Origin of the sequence: Prochlorococcus marinus subsp. pastoris str. CCMP1986 (genome assembly GCF_000011465.1) — a bacterium.
Taxonomy (GTDB): Bacteria; Cyanobacteriota; Cyanobacteriia; order PCC-6307; family Cyanobiaceae; genus Prochlorococcus_A; species Prochlorococcus_A pastoris.
In genome coordinates this window covers 170,747-188,709 of record NC_005072.1, presented here as the reverse complement: position 1 = coordinate 188,709, position 17,963 = coordinate 170,747, and the positions used below count along the sequence as shown (strand labels likewise).

The 17,963-nt window shown below is 29.3% G+C and carries 18 protein-coding genes; 9 read left to right on the top strand and 9 right to left on the bottom strand.

All coding sequences use genetic code 11. The features are described 5' to 3' along the window. The first annotated feature begins 52 nt into the window (after positions 1–52). Positions 53–919, top strand: a complete 867-nt coding sequence (gene ylqF, locus TX50_RS01005) for a ribosome biogenesis GTPase YlqF (protein ID WP_011131833.1) — start codon at positions 53–55, stop codon at positions 917–919. Beyond that, complete coding sequence (locus tag TX50_RS01000; protein ID WP_011131832.1) at positions 916–1,884, top strand: RluA family pseudouridine synthase; 969 nt, start codon at positions 916–918, stop codon at positions 1,882–1,884. Before ylqF ends, TX50_RS01000 begins: the two co-directional genes overlap by 4 nt. Here TX50_RS01000 and TX50_RS00995 read toward each other — a convergent pair. Next, entirely contained in the window at positions 1,870–3,465 is a 1,596-nt protein-coding gene (locus TX50_RS00995) for an ABC transporter ATP-binding protein (RefSeq protein WP_011131831.1), read from the bottom strand. The genes TX50_RS01000 and TX50_RS00995 overlap by 15 nt on opposite strands. Positions 3,466–3,520: 55 nt before the next feature. Between TX50_RS00995 and TX50_RS00990 the strand changes: the two genes are divergently transcribed. Continuing rightward, the gene (locus tag TX50_RS00990) at positions 3,521–5,830 is read left to right on the top strand and encodes a RelA/SpoT family protein (RefSeq protein WP_011131830.1); all 2,310 of its coding nucleotides are present in this window, start codon (positions 3,521–3,523) and stop codon (positions 5,828–5,830) included. Between the two features lie 19 nt (positions 5,831–5,849). Here TX50_RS00990 and TX50_RS00985 read toward each other — a convergent pair whose 3' ends face one another. After that, positions 5,850–6,302 carry a DUF2062 domain-containing protein gene (locus TX50_RS00985; protein WP_011131829.1) on the bottom strand — a complete coding sequence of 151 codons (453 nt, stop codon included), beginning with the start codon at positions 6,300–6,302 and terminating at the stop codon, positions 5,850–5,852. Positions 6,303–6,368: 66 nt separating this feature from the next. Here TX50_RS00985 and mnmE point away from each other — a divergent pair, with 66 nt between their 5' ends. The 4 genes from mnmE to TX50_RS00965 all read left to right on the top strand — a co-directional run bounded on the left by mnmE (position 6,369) and on the right by TX50_RS00965 (position 11,641). Next, on the top strand, positions 6,369–7,751 hold the full coding sequence (gene mnmE / locus TX50_RS00980) for a tRNA uridine-5-carboxymethylaminomethyl(34) synthesis GTPase MnmE (protein WP_011131828.1): 1,383 nt from the start codon (positions 6,369–6,371) through the stop codon (positions 7,749–7,751). Positions 7,752–7,826: 75 nt separating this feature from the next. Next, positions 7,827–8,693, top strand: a complete 867-nt coding sequence (gene nadC, locus TX50_RS00975) for a carboxylating nicotinate-nucleotide diphosphorylase (RefSeq protein ID WP_011131827.1) — start codon at positions 7,827–7,829, stop codon at positions 8,691–8,693. A gap of 27 nt (positions 8,694–8,720) precedes the next feature. Further along, positions 8,721–10,532, top strand: coding sequence for an arginine--tRNA ligase (argS, locus tag TX50_RS00970; protein WP_011131826.1), 1,812 nt, complete (start codon positions 8,721–8,723; stop codon positions 10,530–10,532). After that, a complete protein-coding gene (locus TX50_RS00965; protein ID WP_011131825.1) occupies positions 10,532–11,641 on the top strand; it encodes a pyridoxal phosphate-dependent aminotransferase in 1,110 nt (369 codons plus the stop codon). The genes argS and TX50_RS00965 overlap by 1 nt, the downstream gene beginning before the upstream one ends. On the opposite strand, the gene TX50_RS00960 is transcribed toward TX50_RS00965, so the two are convergent. From TX50_RS00960 to prfB, 6 genes are all read right to left on the bottom strand, one after another. Beyond that, positions 11,638–12,366, bottom strand: a complete 729-nt coding sequence (locus TX50_RS00960) for an MBL fold metallo-hydrolase (protein ID WP_011131824.1) — start codon at positions 12,364–12,366, stop codon at positions 11,638–11,640. The two genes, TX50_RS00965 and TX50_RS00960, sit on opposite strands and share 4 nt — an antisense overlap. Positions 12,367–12,387: 21 nt before the next feature. Further along, positions 12,388–12,984, bottom strand: a complete 597-nt coding sequence (locus tag TX50_RS00955; RefSeq protein WP_011131823.1) for an anthranilate synthase component II — start codon at positions 12,982–12,984, stop codon at positions 12,388–12,390. A 7-nt stretch (positions 12,985–12,991) separates the two neighbouring features. Next, positions 12,992–13,408 (bottom strand): diacylglycerol kinase family protein, encoded by a 417-nt coding sequence (locus TX50_RS00950; protein ID WP_011131822.1) that lies wholly within the window; start codon positions 13,406–13,408, stop codon positions 12,992–12,994. A 22-nt stretch (positions 13,409–13,430) separates the two neighbouring features. Beyond that, complete coding sequence (gene ybeY / locus TX50_RS00945) at positions 13,431–13,973, bottom strand: rRNA maturation RNase YbeY (protein ID WP_011131821.1); 543 nt, start codon at positions 13,971–13,973, stop codon at positions 13,431–13,433. Positions 13,974–13,980: 7 nt separating this feature from the next. Beyond that, positions 13,981–14,163, bottom strand: a complete 183-nt coding sequence (locus tag TX50_RS00940; protein WP_011131820.1) for a DUF3285 domain-containing protein — start codon at positions 14,161–14,163, stop codon at positions 13,981–13,983. 4 nt (positions 14,164–14,167) lie between these two features. Then, positions 14,168–15,290, bottom strand: a protein-coding gene (prfB, locus tag TX50_RS00935; protein ID WP_011131819.1) for a peptide chain release factor 2 whose coding sequence is annotated in 2 segments (ribosomal slippage) — positions 14,168–15,214 and positions 15,216–15,290 — 1,122 coding nt in all. Because the reading frame shifts where the segments join, the coding sequence is not laid out codon by codon here. A 76-nt stretch (positions 15,291–15,366) separates the two neighbouring features. On the opposite strand from prfB, the gene grxC reads away from it, so the two are divergent. Together grxC and gshB are read left to right on the top strand one after the other, a co-directional pair. Further along, positions 15,367–15,621, top strand: coding sequence for a glutaredoxin 3 (gene grxC / locus TX50_RS00930; RefSeq protein WP_011131818.1), 255 nt, complete (start codon positions 15,367–15,369; stop codon positions 15,619–15,621). Positions 15,622–15,626: 5 nt separating this feature from the next. After that, complete coding sequence (gshB, locus tag TX50_RS00925) at positions 15,627–16,550, top strand: glutathione synthase (protein WP_011131817.1); 924 nt, start codon at positions 15,627–15,629, stop codon at positions 16,548–16,550. Here gshB and TX50_RS00920 read toward each other — a convergent pair. Further along, on the bottom strand, positions 16,543–17,940 hold the full coding sequence (locus TX50_RS00920; protein ID WP_011131816.1) for an isochorismate synthase: 1,398 nt from the start codon (positions 17,938–17,940) through the stop codon (positions 16,543–16,545). The two genes, gshB and TX50_RS00920, sit on opposite strands and share 8 nt — an antisense overlap. Positions 17,941–17,963 lie beyond the last annotated feature (23 nt).

Sequence of the window (17,963 nt, the reverse complement as noted above, 5' to 3'; positions counted from 1 at the left end):
AAATTAATAAGAATCAAAAGGTTCATACGTACAACTTGTTGGATTTAATCAATTGGAAATACCTAAAATTCAATGGTACCCAGGCCATATTGCTAAAGCCGAAAAAAAGCTAACTGAAGTGATAAATAGGGTAGATTTAGTTATAGAAGTTAGAGATGCAAGAATTCCTTTATCAACAGGTCATCCTCATCTTAATCAATGGATTAGAAACAAAAAACATATCCTTGTGATAAATCGTGCGGATATGATAAGTACAGAAACTATAACTAATTGGAACAAGTGGTTTAAAAAAGATAATATATATCCTCTTTGGTGTGATGCAAAAAATGGTAAAGGAATAAAAGAAATTTGTAAATCTGCTAAGGAATCCCGATTATCAATTGACAACAAAAGATTATCTAGAGGAATGAAGGTCAGGCCGATCAGAGCACTTACCCTCGGTTTTCCTAATGTAGGAAAATCTGCATTAATAAATAGAATCGCTAAGAAAAAAGTTGTTGAAAGCGCTAGGAAAGCAGGCGTAACACGTAATCTTAGATGGATCAGATTAGACAATGGAATAGATTTGCTTGATGCCCCCGGTGTTATACCTCCTAATTTAGAGAATCAAAAATCGGCTCTGAATCTTGCACTTTGTGATGATATTGGAGAGGCTGCTTATGAAATAGAAAGTGTTGCGATTGAATTTATAAAAATAATTTTCAAATTAAAAGAAGATAAAAATGCGAATATTTCACTCTCAAAGATATCTGATAGATATGGAGTTGATATATTAAAGAACTTTGATAACCCTCATGAATGGATTGATCTTGTAGCCTTAAAACATACCTCAGGTGATAAAAGAAGAATGGCTCACAAATTATTAGAAGATTATCGTAATCAAATGCTAGGAAAGATTTCTTTGGAAGTGCCAAGATGAACTCAAGTAATAAAAACTCTTTTGGAGTAGGAAAAGGTGAATTAATAGAAATTACTTATGAAATGTCCCTTCCTATGCGACTCGATAGGTGGCTAGTAAGTAAGAGGCCTGAACAGAGTAGAGCAAGAATACAATATTTTATAAACGCGGGATTAGTTCTTGTTAACTACAAAACTGCAAAAGCTAAAACCCCATTAAAAACAGGAGATAATATACAAATTTGGATGCCTCCTCCAGAACCTCTCATATATTTAAAGCCAGAAAAGATGAACTTAAATATCCTTTTTGAAGATGAACACATCATTGTAATTAATAAACAATCAGGACTCATAGTCCATCCAGCTCCAGGACATAAATCAGGCACCTTAGTAAATGGACTACTTTTTCACTGTAAAGATTTACCTGGAATAAATGGCAAGTTAAGACCTGGGATAGTTCATAGATTAGATAAGGACACATCTGGCTGTATGGTTGTAGCAAAAAGCCAAGAATCACTTGTCAATCTTCAAATACAAATAAAAGAAAAAATCGCTTCAAGAAACTATATTGCGGTAATTCATGGAGTCCCAAATACTTCAGAAGGTAAAATTGTTGGACACATAGGTAGAGATAAACTAAATCGATTGAAGTATGCAGTAGTTGATGAAAAATCCGGGAGATATGCATGTACTTATTGGAAATTATTAGAAAGATTAGGTAATTATTCATTAATGAGCTTCAAATTAGATACTGGAAGAACTCATCAAATAAGAGTTCATTGTGCACATATCAATCACCCCATTCTTGGTGATCCTTTATATGGAAGGTGTAAAAAGCTTCCTTGCAAATTGGATGGTCAGGCTTTACATGCTGTAGAGCTAGGACTTTTTCATCCTATAAATGGAGAAGAAATGAAATTTGAAGCAGAATTACCCCAAGAATTTCAGAAATTATTGAGAGTCTTAAAAAAATCAATTAAGGTTTAAGGAGCTATTTACTAAAGCTTTTGTAACATTATTCTTAGGATTAGAAAAAACTGTAACTGAATCGCCTTCTTCAATAATCTGTCCATAATTCATAACTAATAATCTATTACAAAATTTCTTTGCAATTCCTAAATCATGAGTAATGAAAATTATAGTTAAATCCATTTTTTCTTGTATCTTTCTAAGTAAATCAAGTATCTCAACTTTTACATATGCATCTAACATATTTACACTTTCATCGCAGATGAGAATTTTTGGTTTAAGTAATAATGATCTTGCAATTGAAATTCTTTGTAATTGACCGCCAGATAATTGATTGGGGTAGGAGTTTAAGAATTCAGAATCTGAAGGTAGATTTAAATTTTTCAAAATTAGTTTAATCTCATTTTTAATTTGATAATTATTAGATATTTTTTGAATTAAAAATATATCCTTCAAAATATTTTTAATTTTCATTTTTGGATTCAAACTTGAAAAAGGATCTTGGAAAACTATTTGTATATTTTTAAAATTATTAGACTTTTTTTTATGTAATTCTAAATTTCTTTCATAAACTTTTATTTCACCTCCTCTCACCTTCAAGAGTCCTATTAAAGCTCTACATAAAGTACTTTTTCCGCTCCCAGAAGATCCAACAATTCCAAGGACTTCATTTCGATACAATTTAAAACTAACTTCTTTTAAAGCCTTATTCCATTTGGGTTGGAAAATTGAAGAATTTAATTTATACCAGTGTCTTAAATTATTAACCTCTAAAACAACATCATTTATAGAGGTAATTATTTTTCTTGGCTTCAAAGATATATTTGCTGCATTTACCAATTTGTCTCCAATTTTTGATTTAGGCGATTTGAAAACTTCTTTTATATTTCCTTGCTCCTGAATTGATCCTTGATCCATTATCACAACTTTTTTACACCACTTTGCTGCAAGATTAATGTCATGACTAATCAAAACCAAAGTGGTTCCAGATTTCTCACATAAACAAAGAATTTGATTCATTACTTCAAAACTAGTCTTAGAATCCAGACTGGTTGAAGGTTCATCTGCTATTAATATTTTAGGTTTCAAAGCTAAAGCCATTGCAATTGAAACTCTTTGTCTCATTCCCCCACTAAATTGATGAGGAAATGAATCTAATCTTTCAATATCTATTCCTACTTTTCTAAAATTTTCTTCTACTAAATCTTTAATAATTAAAGGAGGATAGTTTTGAAAGTGTGTTTTGAATAATTCTTTTAAATGATCTCCAACTGTCATTAAAGGATTAAGTTTTTTTATGGAATCTTGATAAATAAATCCAAAATTATTTCTTCTAAATAATTGAATTTGTTTTTTATCAATTTTAGTAAGATCTTCTCCAGATATTTTTATAAATCCTTGAGTAATTGAACCTTCAGGAAGCATATTTACAATTGTTTTTGCAAATGTTGTTTTACCACATCCAGAAGGACCTATAATTGCTAAGTGATCTCCTTTAAATAGATCTAATTTAAAATTTTTTATGGTAGATTTCTGATAAGGACCATATTTGACATTTAGATTCCTTATTTCAAGAATTTTGCTTTTATTTATTTTCATAATTTTGTAGCAAATTTCTCTTTTCCTAAATAAAATAAATTTAAAGGAAAATTATATGGCTGAGGCGACGGCGAATTCAAAAGAAAAAAATGAAATTAAAGTTTCAACAATCATTTTGCCTGAAAATAAAAATTATGAAAGTGAATCTTTGAAGTATGAGATAAATATTCCTAATTGGCTTCTTGAGATTATTCAAAACTATGAAGTATCAAATAAAAAAAATAATTCGAATCAAGATCTTATAGTAAAAGCTTTCAAACTTGCTTATGAAGCTCATAATGGGCAACTTCGGGCAAGTGGAGAGCCATATATAATCCATCCTTTAGCTGTTGCAGATCTGCTTAAAGAAATTGGTGCAAGTTCATCAGTTGTAGCTGCCGGCCTATTACATGATGTTGTTGAAGACACCGGAATTGCTCTTTCAGAGATAGAAGTTAATTTCGGCTTAGAAGTAAAAGTACTTGTAGAAGGTGTAACTAAATTAGGAGGTATTCATTTTAATAATAGAACTGAAGCACAGGCTGAAAATCTTAGAAAAATGTTCTTAGCTATGGCAAGCGACATAAGGGTTGTTTTAGTTAAACTTGCAGATCGACTACATAATATGAGAACAATTCAATGGCTTAATGAAGAGAGAAAAGAGAGAATTGCAAGAGAAACGAGAGAAATATATGCTCCTTTAGCAAATAGGTTAGGAATAAATAGATTTAAATGGGAATTAGAAGATCTAGCTTTTAAATTTCTTGAACCTGAAGAATATAAAAATTTAAAAGATCAAATTGCCGTTAAAAGAAGTGATAGAGAAAAAAGGTTAAACGTTACCTTAAATTTGATGAAGGAAAACTTAGTCTCTTCAGGTTTAGTAAATTTTGAAATTACGGGAAGACCAAAACATCTCTATGGTATTTGGAGCAAAATGGAAAGACAACAAAAACAATTTGGCGAGATTTATGACGTTGCTGCTTTAAGAATTATTGTTAGCAATACAGATAGCTGTTATAAAGCTTTAGCAGTCGTTCATGATACTTTTAGGCCAATTCCTGGAAGATTTAAAGATTATATAGGTTTACCAAAACCAAATGGTTACCAGTCCTTGCATACCTCTGTGATCGGCAGACATAGGCCTATTGAAGTTCAAATAAGAACGAGTTCAATGCATCAAATTGCAGAATTCGGAATAGCTGCACATTGGCAATATAAAGAAGGAGGTTCACCTGCATCTAGTAATGCAGAAAGATTTAATTGGCTTAGACAATTAGTAGAGTGGCAACAAGAAGGTAATGAGAAAGACCATAATGACTATTTAGCCTCTATAAAAGAAGATTTATTCGATGAAGAGGTATTTGTGATTACACCAAAAGGAGATGTTGTTGGCCTAAGGAAAGGATCTACTGCAATCGATTTTGCTTACAGAATACATTCAGAAATAGGCAATCATTGTAATGGTATAAGAATAAATGAGAAGCTATCTCCTCTATCTACATCATTGCAAAATGGCGACTTTATCGAAATCTTAACTAATACTAATTCAACTCCAAGCTTAGATTGGTTGAATTTTGTAGTTACTCCAACCGCAAAAAATAGAATTCGGCAGTGGTACAAAAAAAGCCATAGAGATGAAACTATTAAAAGAGGAAAAGATCTGCTTGAAAAAGAAATAGGTCGTAATGGATTTGAATCATTAATTTCAAGTGATGCTATGAAAAAAGTTGCACATCGATGTAATTTAAAGTCTACGGAAGATCTACTAGCATCATTAGGATTTGGGGGCTTAACTTTACATCAAGTATTGAATAGATTAAGAGAAGAGATTAAAATACAGACAGAAGAAATTAAAAATGAATCTAACGAAGAATTAGCAAGATCTCTCATAAATAAAAATAATTCAATAGCAACCAAATCTCATGCAACTAATAAATCACCAATCACTGGGGTCGAAGGCTTAGATTATAGAATCGGAAAATGCTGCAGTCCACTTCCTGGGGAAGAAATAATTGGAACTGTCTCTCTAGGTAATCACGGTATCACTATTCATAGACGAGATTGTGAGAATGTTATCCCAATACCAATAGAGAGAAGATTACCTGTTGCATGGAACCAAGAGAATAAGATTCTTGACAATAAGTTCCCAATTCAACTGAGAATAGAAGTTATAGATAGAGTAGGCGTCCTAAAAGATATTCTTATGAGATTATCTGATAAAGGAATAAATGTTAGCGATGCAAATGTAAAAACCGCTTTTGGTAAACCTGCAATAATTAATTTATGTGTTGGTCTAGAAAGTTATAGTCAACTCCACAAAACTATTGATCAAATTAAATCAATGGCTGATGTTTTAGATATTGCACGGGTAGGAATAAGTTAATTTAAACTTGGAAGAGTTTTTAAGATGCTGTTTTTTTTATTTTTCTTTTATACAGCAAAAAAACAATAATTCCTGAAATAGAAGCTAATAAAAATCCAACTAATGCTGAACCCAAAATTAACCTTAATGAAAAAACACTTCCTTTTTCCCATAATTCTTCAATCATTAAATTTTTATCAAAAACAATATCTGGTGAGTTTTTTAGCAAAAATGAACCAACTTTATAATTGAAAAAATATAGGGGTACATAAGTAAATGGATTACTTATCCAAGTACCAATAGCAGCAAGAAAAAGATTTCCTTTCGCAACTCTTGCTAAAAATAATCCTAATAAAGTTTGAAAACCAAAGAAAGGAAAGCATCCACAAAAGACCCCAACAGCTACTCCCTTTGCATTAAAAAAGGGAGTACCATCTTGTTTCAGAAATAATGATAGAATTTTTTTATATTGAAGATTCTTTATCAGCTTCATTCTGAAATCACAATCAAAAAAGTTTTCTTTGATAAGCCTACTTAATTATCCACAGCATAGTGAGAGATGGAATCAATTATCGATACTGAGGATACAATAGCAGCTATAGCTTCGGCTGTAAGTCTAGGTAAAGGAGGAATTGCAGTTATAAGAGTATCAGGGGAAGAAGCAATAAATTCCTGTAAAAATATTGTAGAAACAAAATCTAAATATGCTTGGGAGTCTCACAGAGTTTTTCATGGCTTTATAAAAGATAATTTAGAAAATAAATTTATAGATGAAATTTTAATTACAGTTATGCATTCTCCTAATAGTTTCACTGGAGAAGATATTGTTGAATTGCACTGTCATGGAGGAGTAATTGTTGTAAATAAAGTGATTGAGACATTGTTATCAAATAATACTGGAGTAAGGATTGCAAATCCAGGAGAATTTAGTCAAAGAGCATTTCTTAATGGCAAAATAGATTTAACTCAAGCAGAATCAATTAATCAATTGATTAATGCAAAAAATCTTAAATCAGCCGAAATAGCTTTTAATGGAGTAAAGGGAGAAATAAAGAAAAAGATTGATATTATTAAAAATGATTTAATTGAGCAATTATCAGAAATAGAGGCAAGAGTAGATTTTGAAGAAGATTTTTCAGAATTTAATTATAATGATTTTTCTAGAAATATTAAAATTATAAAAGAAAAAATAAAAATCCTTATAGAAAATTCAAAAAGGGGGGCGCATATTCATAATGGAATATCAATTGCTCTTATTGGCAAAACCAATGTCGGGAAAAGTTCTCTTTTAAATCTTCTCTCAAAAAAAGAAAAAGCAATAGTTACTAGTATTCCAGGAACAACTAGAGATATAATTGAAGTGAATTTGACTATAAAAGATATACCAATAAAAATAATAGATACAGCTGGCATTAGAGAAACCGATGAATATATAGAAAATATTGGAATTGATAAAAGCTTTGAAATGATTCAAAACTCAGACTATATAATCTATTTATATAGTCTTGAAGAAGGATTAAATAAGGATGATGAGAAAATCATAAGCAAAATTCCACAAGAAAAATTGATTACAATCTTGGGGAATAAAAAAGATTTAATTGATTCAAAAAAAGTAAATAAAAAAAATTTATCGAACTCTGTTTTAATGAGTATTAAAAATGATGAAGGCGAAAAAGAACTAGTCGAAAAGATAGTTAAAAAATGTGGATCAAAAGAATTTGAAAATATAGATATTTTTTTAAATGAAAGACAAATATCAAACCTAACGGATTGCCTAAAAAATTTAAATGATACTGATCCAATAATTGCTAATAAATTACCTTTCGATTTATTATCAATTGAAGTTAGAGATGGAATAAAAAACTTATCTAGAATTACAGGTCAAGAATTAACTGAAGATCTACTAAATAATATTTTTTCCAAATTTTGTATAGGTAAATAAATTTTTATTAAAATACATAAATGTATAAAGTAAAATTTAAAAGTTAAAATAAAATTTTTATCTTATTCAAATTTAGTGGATTTATACTCTCCAAATATTTCTAGAATTATTGATGGTTGGATTGAAGAAGATATCGGTAAAGGTGATCTTACAGCTTCTGCTATTACCAAAAAAATAGGAAAAGCCCATTGGATAGCAAAAGAGGAAGGAATATTTTGTGGTGTTGGAATAATAAAAGAAATTTTAAAAAAAATTGACGAAAAGATAGAGTACAATTTTTTTATTAATGATGGTGAAAAATTTTTGAAGTATCAAAAGCTTCTTGAACTAAATGGCCCTTCAAGAAGTCTTTTAGCAAGCGAAAGAATAAGTCTCAATATCTCAATGCATTTATCGGGAATCTCAACTTATACAAAAAATATTGTAGATGTTCTGAAAGGTACAAATATAAATTTAGCAGATACAAGAAAAACTACTCCTGGTTTAAGAATATTTGAAAAGTATGCTTTTAAATGTGGTGGTGGTATTAATCATAGAATGGGATTATATGATGCTGCAATGATTAAAGAAAACCATATTGCATGGACTGATAACTTGAAAAATGCAGTTGAAAAAATTAGATTAAATACTCCCTTTACAACTCATATTATTATTGAAGCAGAAGATATGAAGCAAGCAAAAGATGCAGTTTTAGCAGGTGCAGATAGTATTTTGTTAGATGAATTTAATCCTGAATTACTTAAAGAAGGCATTAAAGAATTAAGACAGTTATCAACAAATAACTCTATTAGAACAATTAGGAATGATTTAATCATAGAGGTATCTGGAATTAATCCAATAAACATTAGTAACTATTTAATTGATGGAATTGATTTGATTTCAACAAGTTCTTCAATTACTAAAAGTAATTGGATTGATTTTAGTATGCGTTATATTAATTAAATGACTCGAATAGCATTTTAATAATTCATGCAGACAATTTTTAAAGAATTAACTAAAAGCTTTGAAGAAACCCTTCTAGAAAGTCTTATAAAAAATGAAAAGAAAGAAGAATTTGAAAAAATACGTAAAAATCTAATTAATCAAGCATCTAAAGAGGAGTTTGGTGATTATCAATGTAATATATGTCTGGTTTTATCTAAGATTTATAAAAGTAACCCTAGAGAAATTGCTATTGCATTTATTGAGACCCTCAAAGAAAATAAAAAGATATCTAATTTGTGTGAAAATTTAGAAATTGCGGGACCAGGTTTTATAAATATAAAATTAAAAAATAAAGTTTTGATTGAAGCAATAAAATCTAATATTAAATGCCCTAGAGCAGGTGTTCCTTTATCCCATAAAAATAATATTTATTCCAAAAAAAAAGTTATCGTAGATTTTTCAAGTCCTAATATTGCTAAAGAAATGCATGTGGGTCATCTAAGATCAACAATTATAGGAGATTCGATCTCAAAAATTTTCGAATTTAGAGGATATATCGTTTTAAGACTAAATCACATTGGAGATTGGGGTACACAATTTGGAATGCTTATTACACAGCTTAAAGATTTATATTCAAGTGATCTTAAAGAAATCGATAGAATAAAAATTAGTGATTTAGTTGAATTCTATAAAGCTTCAAAAAAAAGATTTGATAATGAAACAGAATTTCAAAAGAGATCAAGAGAAGAGGTTGTTCAATTACAAAGTGGAGATAAAAAATCAATTGAAGCATGGAAATTATTATGTAATCAATCAAGAAAAGAGTTTGATCAAATCTATAAAACATTGAACATAAAAATTAAGGAAAGAGGAGAATCCTTTTATAATCCGTTTTTAAAATCAATAATTGAGGATTTAAATTACAAGAAAATTTTAATAGAAGATCAAGGCGCAAAATGTGTTTTTCTTGATGGCATGACTAATAAAGAAGGTAATCCATTACCACTTATTATTCAGAAAAAAGACGGTGGGTTCAATTATGCAACTACTGATCTTGCTGCTCTAAGATATCGATTTACTAAGGAACCTTATGGCGATAATGCAGCTAGAATTATTTATGTAACAGATCATGGACAATCCAATCATTTTGCAGGAGTTTTTCAAGTTGCAAAAAGAGCTAATTGGATCCCTAAAGATTGTGAAGTAAATCACGTCCCATTTGGGCTAGTACAAGGAATTGATGGCAAAAAACTTAAAACAAGAGAGGGAGATACCATAAAACTCAAAGATTTATTATCAGAGTCAGTTAAAAGAGCAAAAGAAGATCTATTAAAAAGATTAGAGAACGAAAGTCGTTTTGAAAATGATGATTTTGTTTTAAATACTTCAAAAGTTATTGGAATCGGAGCAGTAAAATATGCTGATTTAAGCCAAAATAGAATCACAAATTATCAATTTAGTTTTGAAAAAATGCTTTCTCTTAATGGAAATACGGCGCCTTATCTTTTGTATACACTTGTAAGAATTTCAGGAATTAATAGAAAAAATAATATGACTGAAGAGGCAATAAATTTGGAATCTATTTCCTATAGCCATGATTTAGAGTGGAAGCTTATAAGGAAATTACTTAAATTTGATGAAGTTATTATTTCGATAGAAAAAGACTTAATGCCAAATAGACTATGTAATTATCTGTTTGAATTATGTAAGACTTTTAATAGATTTTATGATCAAGTTCCTATTCTTAAGGGAGAAATAGATACAAAGATTTCAAGACTTACATTATGTGCTTTAACTGAAAAGACTTTAAAATTAAGTTTAGAGCTTCTTGGAATTGAAACCTTAGAGAGAATGTAATGAATGAATTTGATCAAATAAATAATCTTTCACCTCTCCCAAGAAAGGAAATAATAAATATGCAATCTTATTCTGCACCTTTAGAAAACAGAAGAAATTTATTGCGTTTAGATTTTAACGAAAATACTTTAGGTCCCAGTCAAAGAGTATATGAAGCTATCAAAGATATTAATTTAAATCAAATTTCAATCTATCCAGAATATAACTTATTAAAAAAATTTGTATCGAATCACTATTATGAATCAAGGCAATTTGACTCTGAAGAGATAGGTTTGTTTAATGGAGCTGATGCTGCAATAAATGCGATATTTAATTCTTTTGGCGACAGGGATGAAATTTTTCTGACCACTAATCCGACTTTTGGTTATTATTCTCCTTGTTCTGAAATACAAGGTATGAGAAAAATAACTTGTGCCTACGAAGGAGAAAACTTTCTATTCCCAATAAAGCGATTTAAAGAAAAAATTATTAAATATAAACCTAAATTAATATTTATTTGTAATCCAAATAATCCTACTGGTACTGTTGTAAGTGCTCAAGAAATAATTAAATTAGCAAATTTGAATAAAAATTCATTAATTGTCGTTGATGAACTTTATGAGAAATTTAATGGAGATAGTCTTCTTCCAGTAATAGACTTTAAAAAAATTAAAAATATAGTTGTTATTCAATCCCTTTCAAAAACTGCTGGTTTAGCTGGTTTAAGAATTGGCTTTGCTTTCGGACATAAAAGCATAATGCAATATATCAATAAAGTGACAGGGCCTTACGATGTGAATAGTTTTGCTGTTACTGCTGCACTAGCTGCTCTAAATGATAAATCTTATATAGATGATTATGTTTCTGAAGTAAAAAAAGCGAGAGTATTAATTGAAAAGAAATTTGAATCCATAGCAATTAGGAAACATTTTGGTGGAGGAAATTATTTTTTAATTTGGCCAAAAAAAAATCCCGAAATTTTGACAAGGCAAATGAGAGAAAAGGGTATCTTAATAAGAGAGATGAAAAACAAAAAAGATATTGAGAATTCTATAAGGGTTAGTATAGGAACTCAAGAACAAATGAGTCTTTTCTGGAGTACTTATAAAAAATTAGATCTTAATAATTAATCTTTGAAAATATAAATAGTATTTTTATCAATTCTTTTTGAATTTATTTCAAAGCTTTTACCAAGATATTTGATTCTAAAATCTTGCATATTTTCAAGAAAAAAGTCAGCATTAGAAAAATCACAATTATCACTAATATTTTTACCTCTCCTAAAATGAACAGGAACAACAATTGAGGGTTTTAATGTTTTTACTATATCTGAGGCCTCGCTTCCGTTATAAGATTTTAATCCTCCTCCTATTGAAATAAACAAAATATCTGGACGGGACAAAATAATTTGACTATTTATATCCATTTCACCAGCAGCTCCACCCATGTGGACTATTTTTAAATTATTCTGCTCCCAACTCCAGACCGTAGCCATACCGAACCTTCTTCCCCCAACTCTGTCATGAGGAACCTCAATTCCATTTAATAATATATCTTCGAATTTATAAACTCCAGGTTCTACAAACATCAATTGATCATTTGGATTATATCCTTCATCAGCTAGTTTTGAACTAGCTAAAATAAAATCAGCATTGATGTCTTTTGGCTCATTTAAATCACTCGCACAACCAATAGCCTTAAAAGGATTTATAAGAACTGATTTTTCTCTTCCTTTAATTAAAAAACTACCATGACCTAAACTTTTTAATAACAAATCACCTGCCATAGCGGATGAGGGTATTAAAAATAAAAATAATATAAAAAGGAAAAATTTTTTAATTTTGATAATACTCATAGAAAATTTTATAATTATATTTTACTTCTGTTCAGCCATATTTAGAAAATTACTGATTAATTTATGTCCAAATTGGGTTAGAACACTTTCTGGATGAAACTGAACACCATGTAACTTTTTATATTCTTTATGCGAAATTGCCATAATCGTTGAATCCTCTAAAGTTGCAGTTATTTCAAAACAAGAGGGGAGAGATTCTGAATCTACTATAAGACTATGATATCTAGTAGCCACAAATGGGCTATCAATATCTTTGAATAATCCTTTTTTATTGTGAATAATTTTTGAGGTCTTGCCATGCATTAATTCTTTACCCACTATTACTTTGCCGCCATAGGCTTGAGCCAAGGCTTGATGACCTAAACAGACTCCTAATATTGGAATTTCCTTTGATAAGTTTTGGAGAATAGCCAGACAAATACCTGACTGATCTGGATTCCCTGGACCAGGAGACAATAAAATACCATCAGGATTAATATGTCTTATTTCTTCTAAAGTAATTTCATCATTTCTTTTTACTAATAATTCTTTTGTTATATTATGTTCTACTGAAAGTTCTCCCAAGTATTGAACAAGGTTATAAGTAAAACTATCATAATTATCAATAACTAGAAACATATCTTTTTCAATTTAAAAATAATAACTTCATTTTAGGAATAAATAAGCATAGACCAATAATAACAGAATTAATTGAAGCTAATAATACAGCACCTGCTGAACAGTCCTTTGCGATTTTAGCAAGATTACTAAACTTTTTTTTAATCACTAGATCAACTAAAGATTCGATTGATGTATTTATTATTTCTAAAGTCAATACAGAAAAAATAGTCCCCAGCATAATCAAATAATCGCTTTTATCAAGTTGAAGAATAGAACCTATGATTAAACTAAAAAAAGCAAAAAGAACTTGAATTTTAAAATTTCTTGAATTTTTAAATGTATATTTAATCCCATTAAAAGCGTATCTAAAACTTATTAAAACATTTTTAGATGTCCTATATGACCTTCTTCTACTTTTTAAAAGTTTTGCTTTCCTCTTCATTTATAGTTAATTAATAAATCTTTCAATCTAATTTTGAAATTAAATATTCTTGAAAATTTAACATATTATCTAATTCATAATCATCATTATGTTCCCATCCCAAAAGATGTAATAATCCATGACTTGCTAACCAGAGCATTTCTTTTTTAATAGAATGATTAAATTCTAAGGATTGTTTAAAAGCAGTTTCTAAGGATATAAATAAATCTCCTAATTCAATAAAATTTAAATCTTTAGTAGTATCTTCATCAGAAATAATTGGGAAAGATAAAACATCAGTTGACCCAGATTTATTCATCCACTTTTGATTAATAGAAGAAATTTCATTATCATTAATAATCTGCAAACTTAACGAAAAACTTTTTTTGTATAAAATAAAATTTGGAAAAGAAGTATCTTTTTCATCTAGAATTATTTTAATCCAACACAATAATACTTCTTCCCAAAAACCAGATTCGAAAATAATATTATCTGACTTATTTATAAAATGATTTGATAAATTAGAAAAATCATTACATTTAAAGACTAAATCTATTTGTAAGTCATATAAATCTTTTTGATACATACTTTTATTAAACTGGCATATTAGGCTTTCCTAAAGTAGCTATTAAAATTAAAAGTCCGATCAGAATTAAAAAAGTAATTGAAAAATGAGAAATACTTTTAGAACCCTTCCTAACCATGTTTCTCATAGCTAGTTTTATAAAGCTAGGAGGAGAAACTTTTTTTTCTAAATTTTCGTTTTTATTTGCCATAAATTTATTTAATAGACTCTTTAGAAGAAATATTCATACGTAATAATTCATGAATAAATTGATCTAATCCACCATTAAGAACTGCATCTAAATCATTAGTCTCTTTCATTGTTCTTAAATCTTTGACCATTTGATAGGGATGAAAAACATAATTTCGTATTTGATTACCCCATGCAGCTTCAACAATATCACCTTTAATATCCGATATTTCAGAAGCTCTTTGTTCTTTAGCTATTACTAATAATTTAGCTTTAAGCAATAACATTGCTTTCTCCTTATTTTGTAACTGAGATCTCTCTTGAGTACATCTTACAGCGATTCCTGAAGGCAAATGTACAATCCTTACTGCTGTTTCTACTTTATTAACGTTTTGTCCACCAGCTCCACCTGATCTACTAGTTGTAATTTCTAAATCTTTATCAGGAATATCTAATGAAATACTTTGATCTAATTTAGGCATGACCTCAACTCCAGCGAAACTAGTTTGTCTTTTACCATTTGCATTAAACGGTGAGATTCTTACTAATCTATGAGTACCTTTTTCATTTTGAAGATAACCATAAGCATATTTACCATTAACTTCAAAAGTAACGCTTTTAATACCTGCTTCTTCTCCATCAGATAAATCAGTAATTTCTAAGCTCATTCCATTATTATCTACCCATCTTGAATACATTCTTAATAGAATTTCCACCCAATCTTGTGCATCAGTGCCACCTGCACCAGCATTAATAGAGACGATAGCAGCTTCTTTATCATATTCACCACATAATAATCTTTGGAATTCCCACTTATCTAAATTCTCTCTTAAAGTGACTAACCCTTGATGTGACTCAACAATCATTTCTTCTTCAGGCTCTAAGGAATAAAGCTCAAGAGAAGCTTCAGCATCAGAAATGAACATTTTCCATTTATCTAACAATTGAAGTTGATCTCTAACATCATCAAGGTTGAGCATATGTTTTTTTGCATCTGCCTGATTACCCCAGAATTCTGGTTGAGCAGCAATTTGCTCTAACTCTTTTTTCTTAGCTACTAAATTGGGAACGTCAAAGACAATCCTGAGCATTACCCAGGCGCTTGGTTAACTCTGAAAGATCTTTTTTAAATTCTGTTATATCTATCAAAATAGAATTTAATTGTTATTTATAATCTAACAAGCACTTTTATTTAATAGTATAAAGTAAATAATATTTTAAAAAAATGTCTAAAGTTGAAATTTATACTTGGCGATTTTGCCCATTCTGCATACGAGCGAAATCTTTACTTGAAAAAAAAAATATAACTTTTACTGAACATAAAATAGATGGCGATGATAATGCAAGGGAACTCATGATGGAGAGAGCTAATGGTAAAAGAACAGTTCCTCAAATTTTCATTGATGACAAAAGTATTGGTGGTTGTGACGAACTTTATGAATTAGAAAAAGAAGACAAACTGGACTTATTACTGAATTAGATAATATGAAATTTCTATTTGTAGTTGACCCAATAAAAAATATAAATCCATTAAAAGATTCATCTGCAGCATTAATGCAAGCTTCTTCCAAGAAAAAGATAGAAGTATGGATTTGTACTCCTCAAGATCTAGAGGCAAGAGGAGATGAAGTATGGGCATCTTCTTGGAGAGCTGAAGTTTGTCCATGGGTTTCTTTTAAAGAAAATAAATGTATCCCTCTTGCTGAATTTAATTGTATTTGGATGAGAAAAGATCCCCCAGTAAATGAGGGATATTTATATGCAACTCATCTTTTGGAAGTGGCTGAAAGAAAAGGAGTAAAAGTTATAAATAAGCCTTCCTCATTACGTGCTTGGAACGAAAAATTAGGGGCATTGAGGTACAGCCATTTGATGGCTCCAACAATAGTTGCAAGTAAAGTAAAAGATCTTATTAATTTTGCACAAATTAATCATGATGTTGTTGTTAAACCACTTGGCGGAAAAGGAGGACAAGGCGTTATTCGTCTAACTAAGGATTCTCCAGGTATTAAAGCAATGATTGAATTAATAACATCGCAAGAACAATTACCAGTAATGATGCAAAAATTCATTCCCGAAGTAAAAGAAGGGGATAAAAGAATAATTATTGTTAACGGTGAGCCAATTGGATCAATAAATAGAATTCCTCAAGGAGGAGACTTTAGGAGTAATTTAGCTATGGGAGGTAAAGCAGAAAAAACAAACCTTACAGCTAAAGAAAAAAAGATTTGTACTGAGTTATCTCAACATTTCAAAGATGAAGGTTTATTCTTTGTTGGTATAGATGTAATAAATGAAATGCTTAGTGAAATTAATGTAACAAGCCCAACAGGATTAAGAGAGATAGAAACTTTATCTAACAAAAGTGTTTCGGATAAAGTAATTGAAAAATTATTAGAAATTATTTAGTGGTTTTGGCAAGAAATATTTGCTTCACTAAAGATTGAAATTTAAGTTGAATCTCCTCAATTTCTTTTTTAGAGATAGAACCTTTTACTAACCCTGAACCAGCCGTAAATTCTAGATTTTGATCAATATAACGTGCTCCTCTTATAGCTACTCTGAATTCTGAATTCCCTTCAGAATCTACCCACCCTATTGGCGAAGCATAATTTCCTCTAGAAAATGATTCAAGTGTGTTTATCCAATTAATTGCCTCCTTTTTAGGAGATCCACAGACTGCTGGAGATGGATGTAAAACTCTAAGCAAATCAAAAGGGCATATGTTATTAATCTTGGAATATACCAAAGTTTGTAAATGAGAAATATCTCCAAAAGAAGTTACCTTTAAAGAACTTTTTGTATGGTTATTAATCTTTAAAACTTCCAAAGATTTAATTAAATACTCAAGTACATAATTATGCTCTTTTATATCCTTAGAGCTTTCCATAAGAGAATCCGGATTTAAATCACTTGATACTGTTCCAGCAATAGCTTCTAAAACCAGATCAGGCTTCCTTAAAGAAAATAATCTTTCAGGCGATGCTCCGAATATAATATCTTTACTATTTCTCCTCCAAACATATCTGCAAGTATTTGGTTGATTAGTTTTTAATTTTTTTAAAATATTTATTAGATTTAATTTATTTTTAAATTCTATTTTGACTCTTGAAGCTAAAACTATCTTGTCAAGGCTACCTTTTTCTACTAATTTAATTCCCTTTTTTATTAATTGATTCAGATTATTATTTGATAATTCTAAAGAATTCAAAAAATAATTGATCGAAGGATAATTAAAAATATTTTTACTTTTTTGATTTTTTGAATTTAAGATCTGATCCCTTATTGACCATAGTTCTTCAATTAAAGTCCTCAAAGAAGATTTACCCTCTACATGTGCATTAATTCTTAACCAACAATTCTTTTTGTTTTTAATAATCAATATTTTAGGTAAAATGGCCTCTAAACCAGGAACGTCAAACAAGCAATATTTTTTCTTTAGATTCTCTGAAAAAGAAAAAAAATAAATTATTTTTGAAAGCGCAGAGTTATTCGATTCATCAGTCAAATTTATTAGATTATTAAAGTTCTCATCGCTAAATTCTTTGGCTACTTTAAATTTTTTAGGCCCTTCTAAAGTTAGATATTTACATTTCTCAAGAGCTATATAAGACATTTTATTATCCTCTTCCCAAAAAGAAGAAAAAGAATATTTATCAATGAAAAATTCATATACATCAAATAAATTAACACAAGGTATCTCAATACAAATACTTACTAATCCTGAATTTACCCCTTTCTTATCGAAATTGGAAAAAACGCCTTTTAAAAAATCTGAAAAGTTTAAATTATTTTTCATCACTTATTGAAAATAACTAAAAA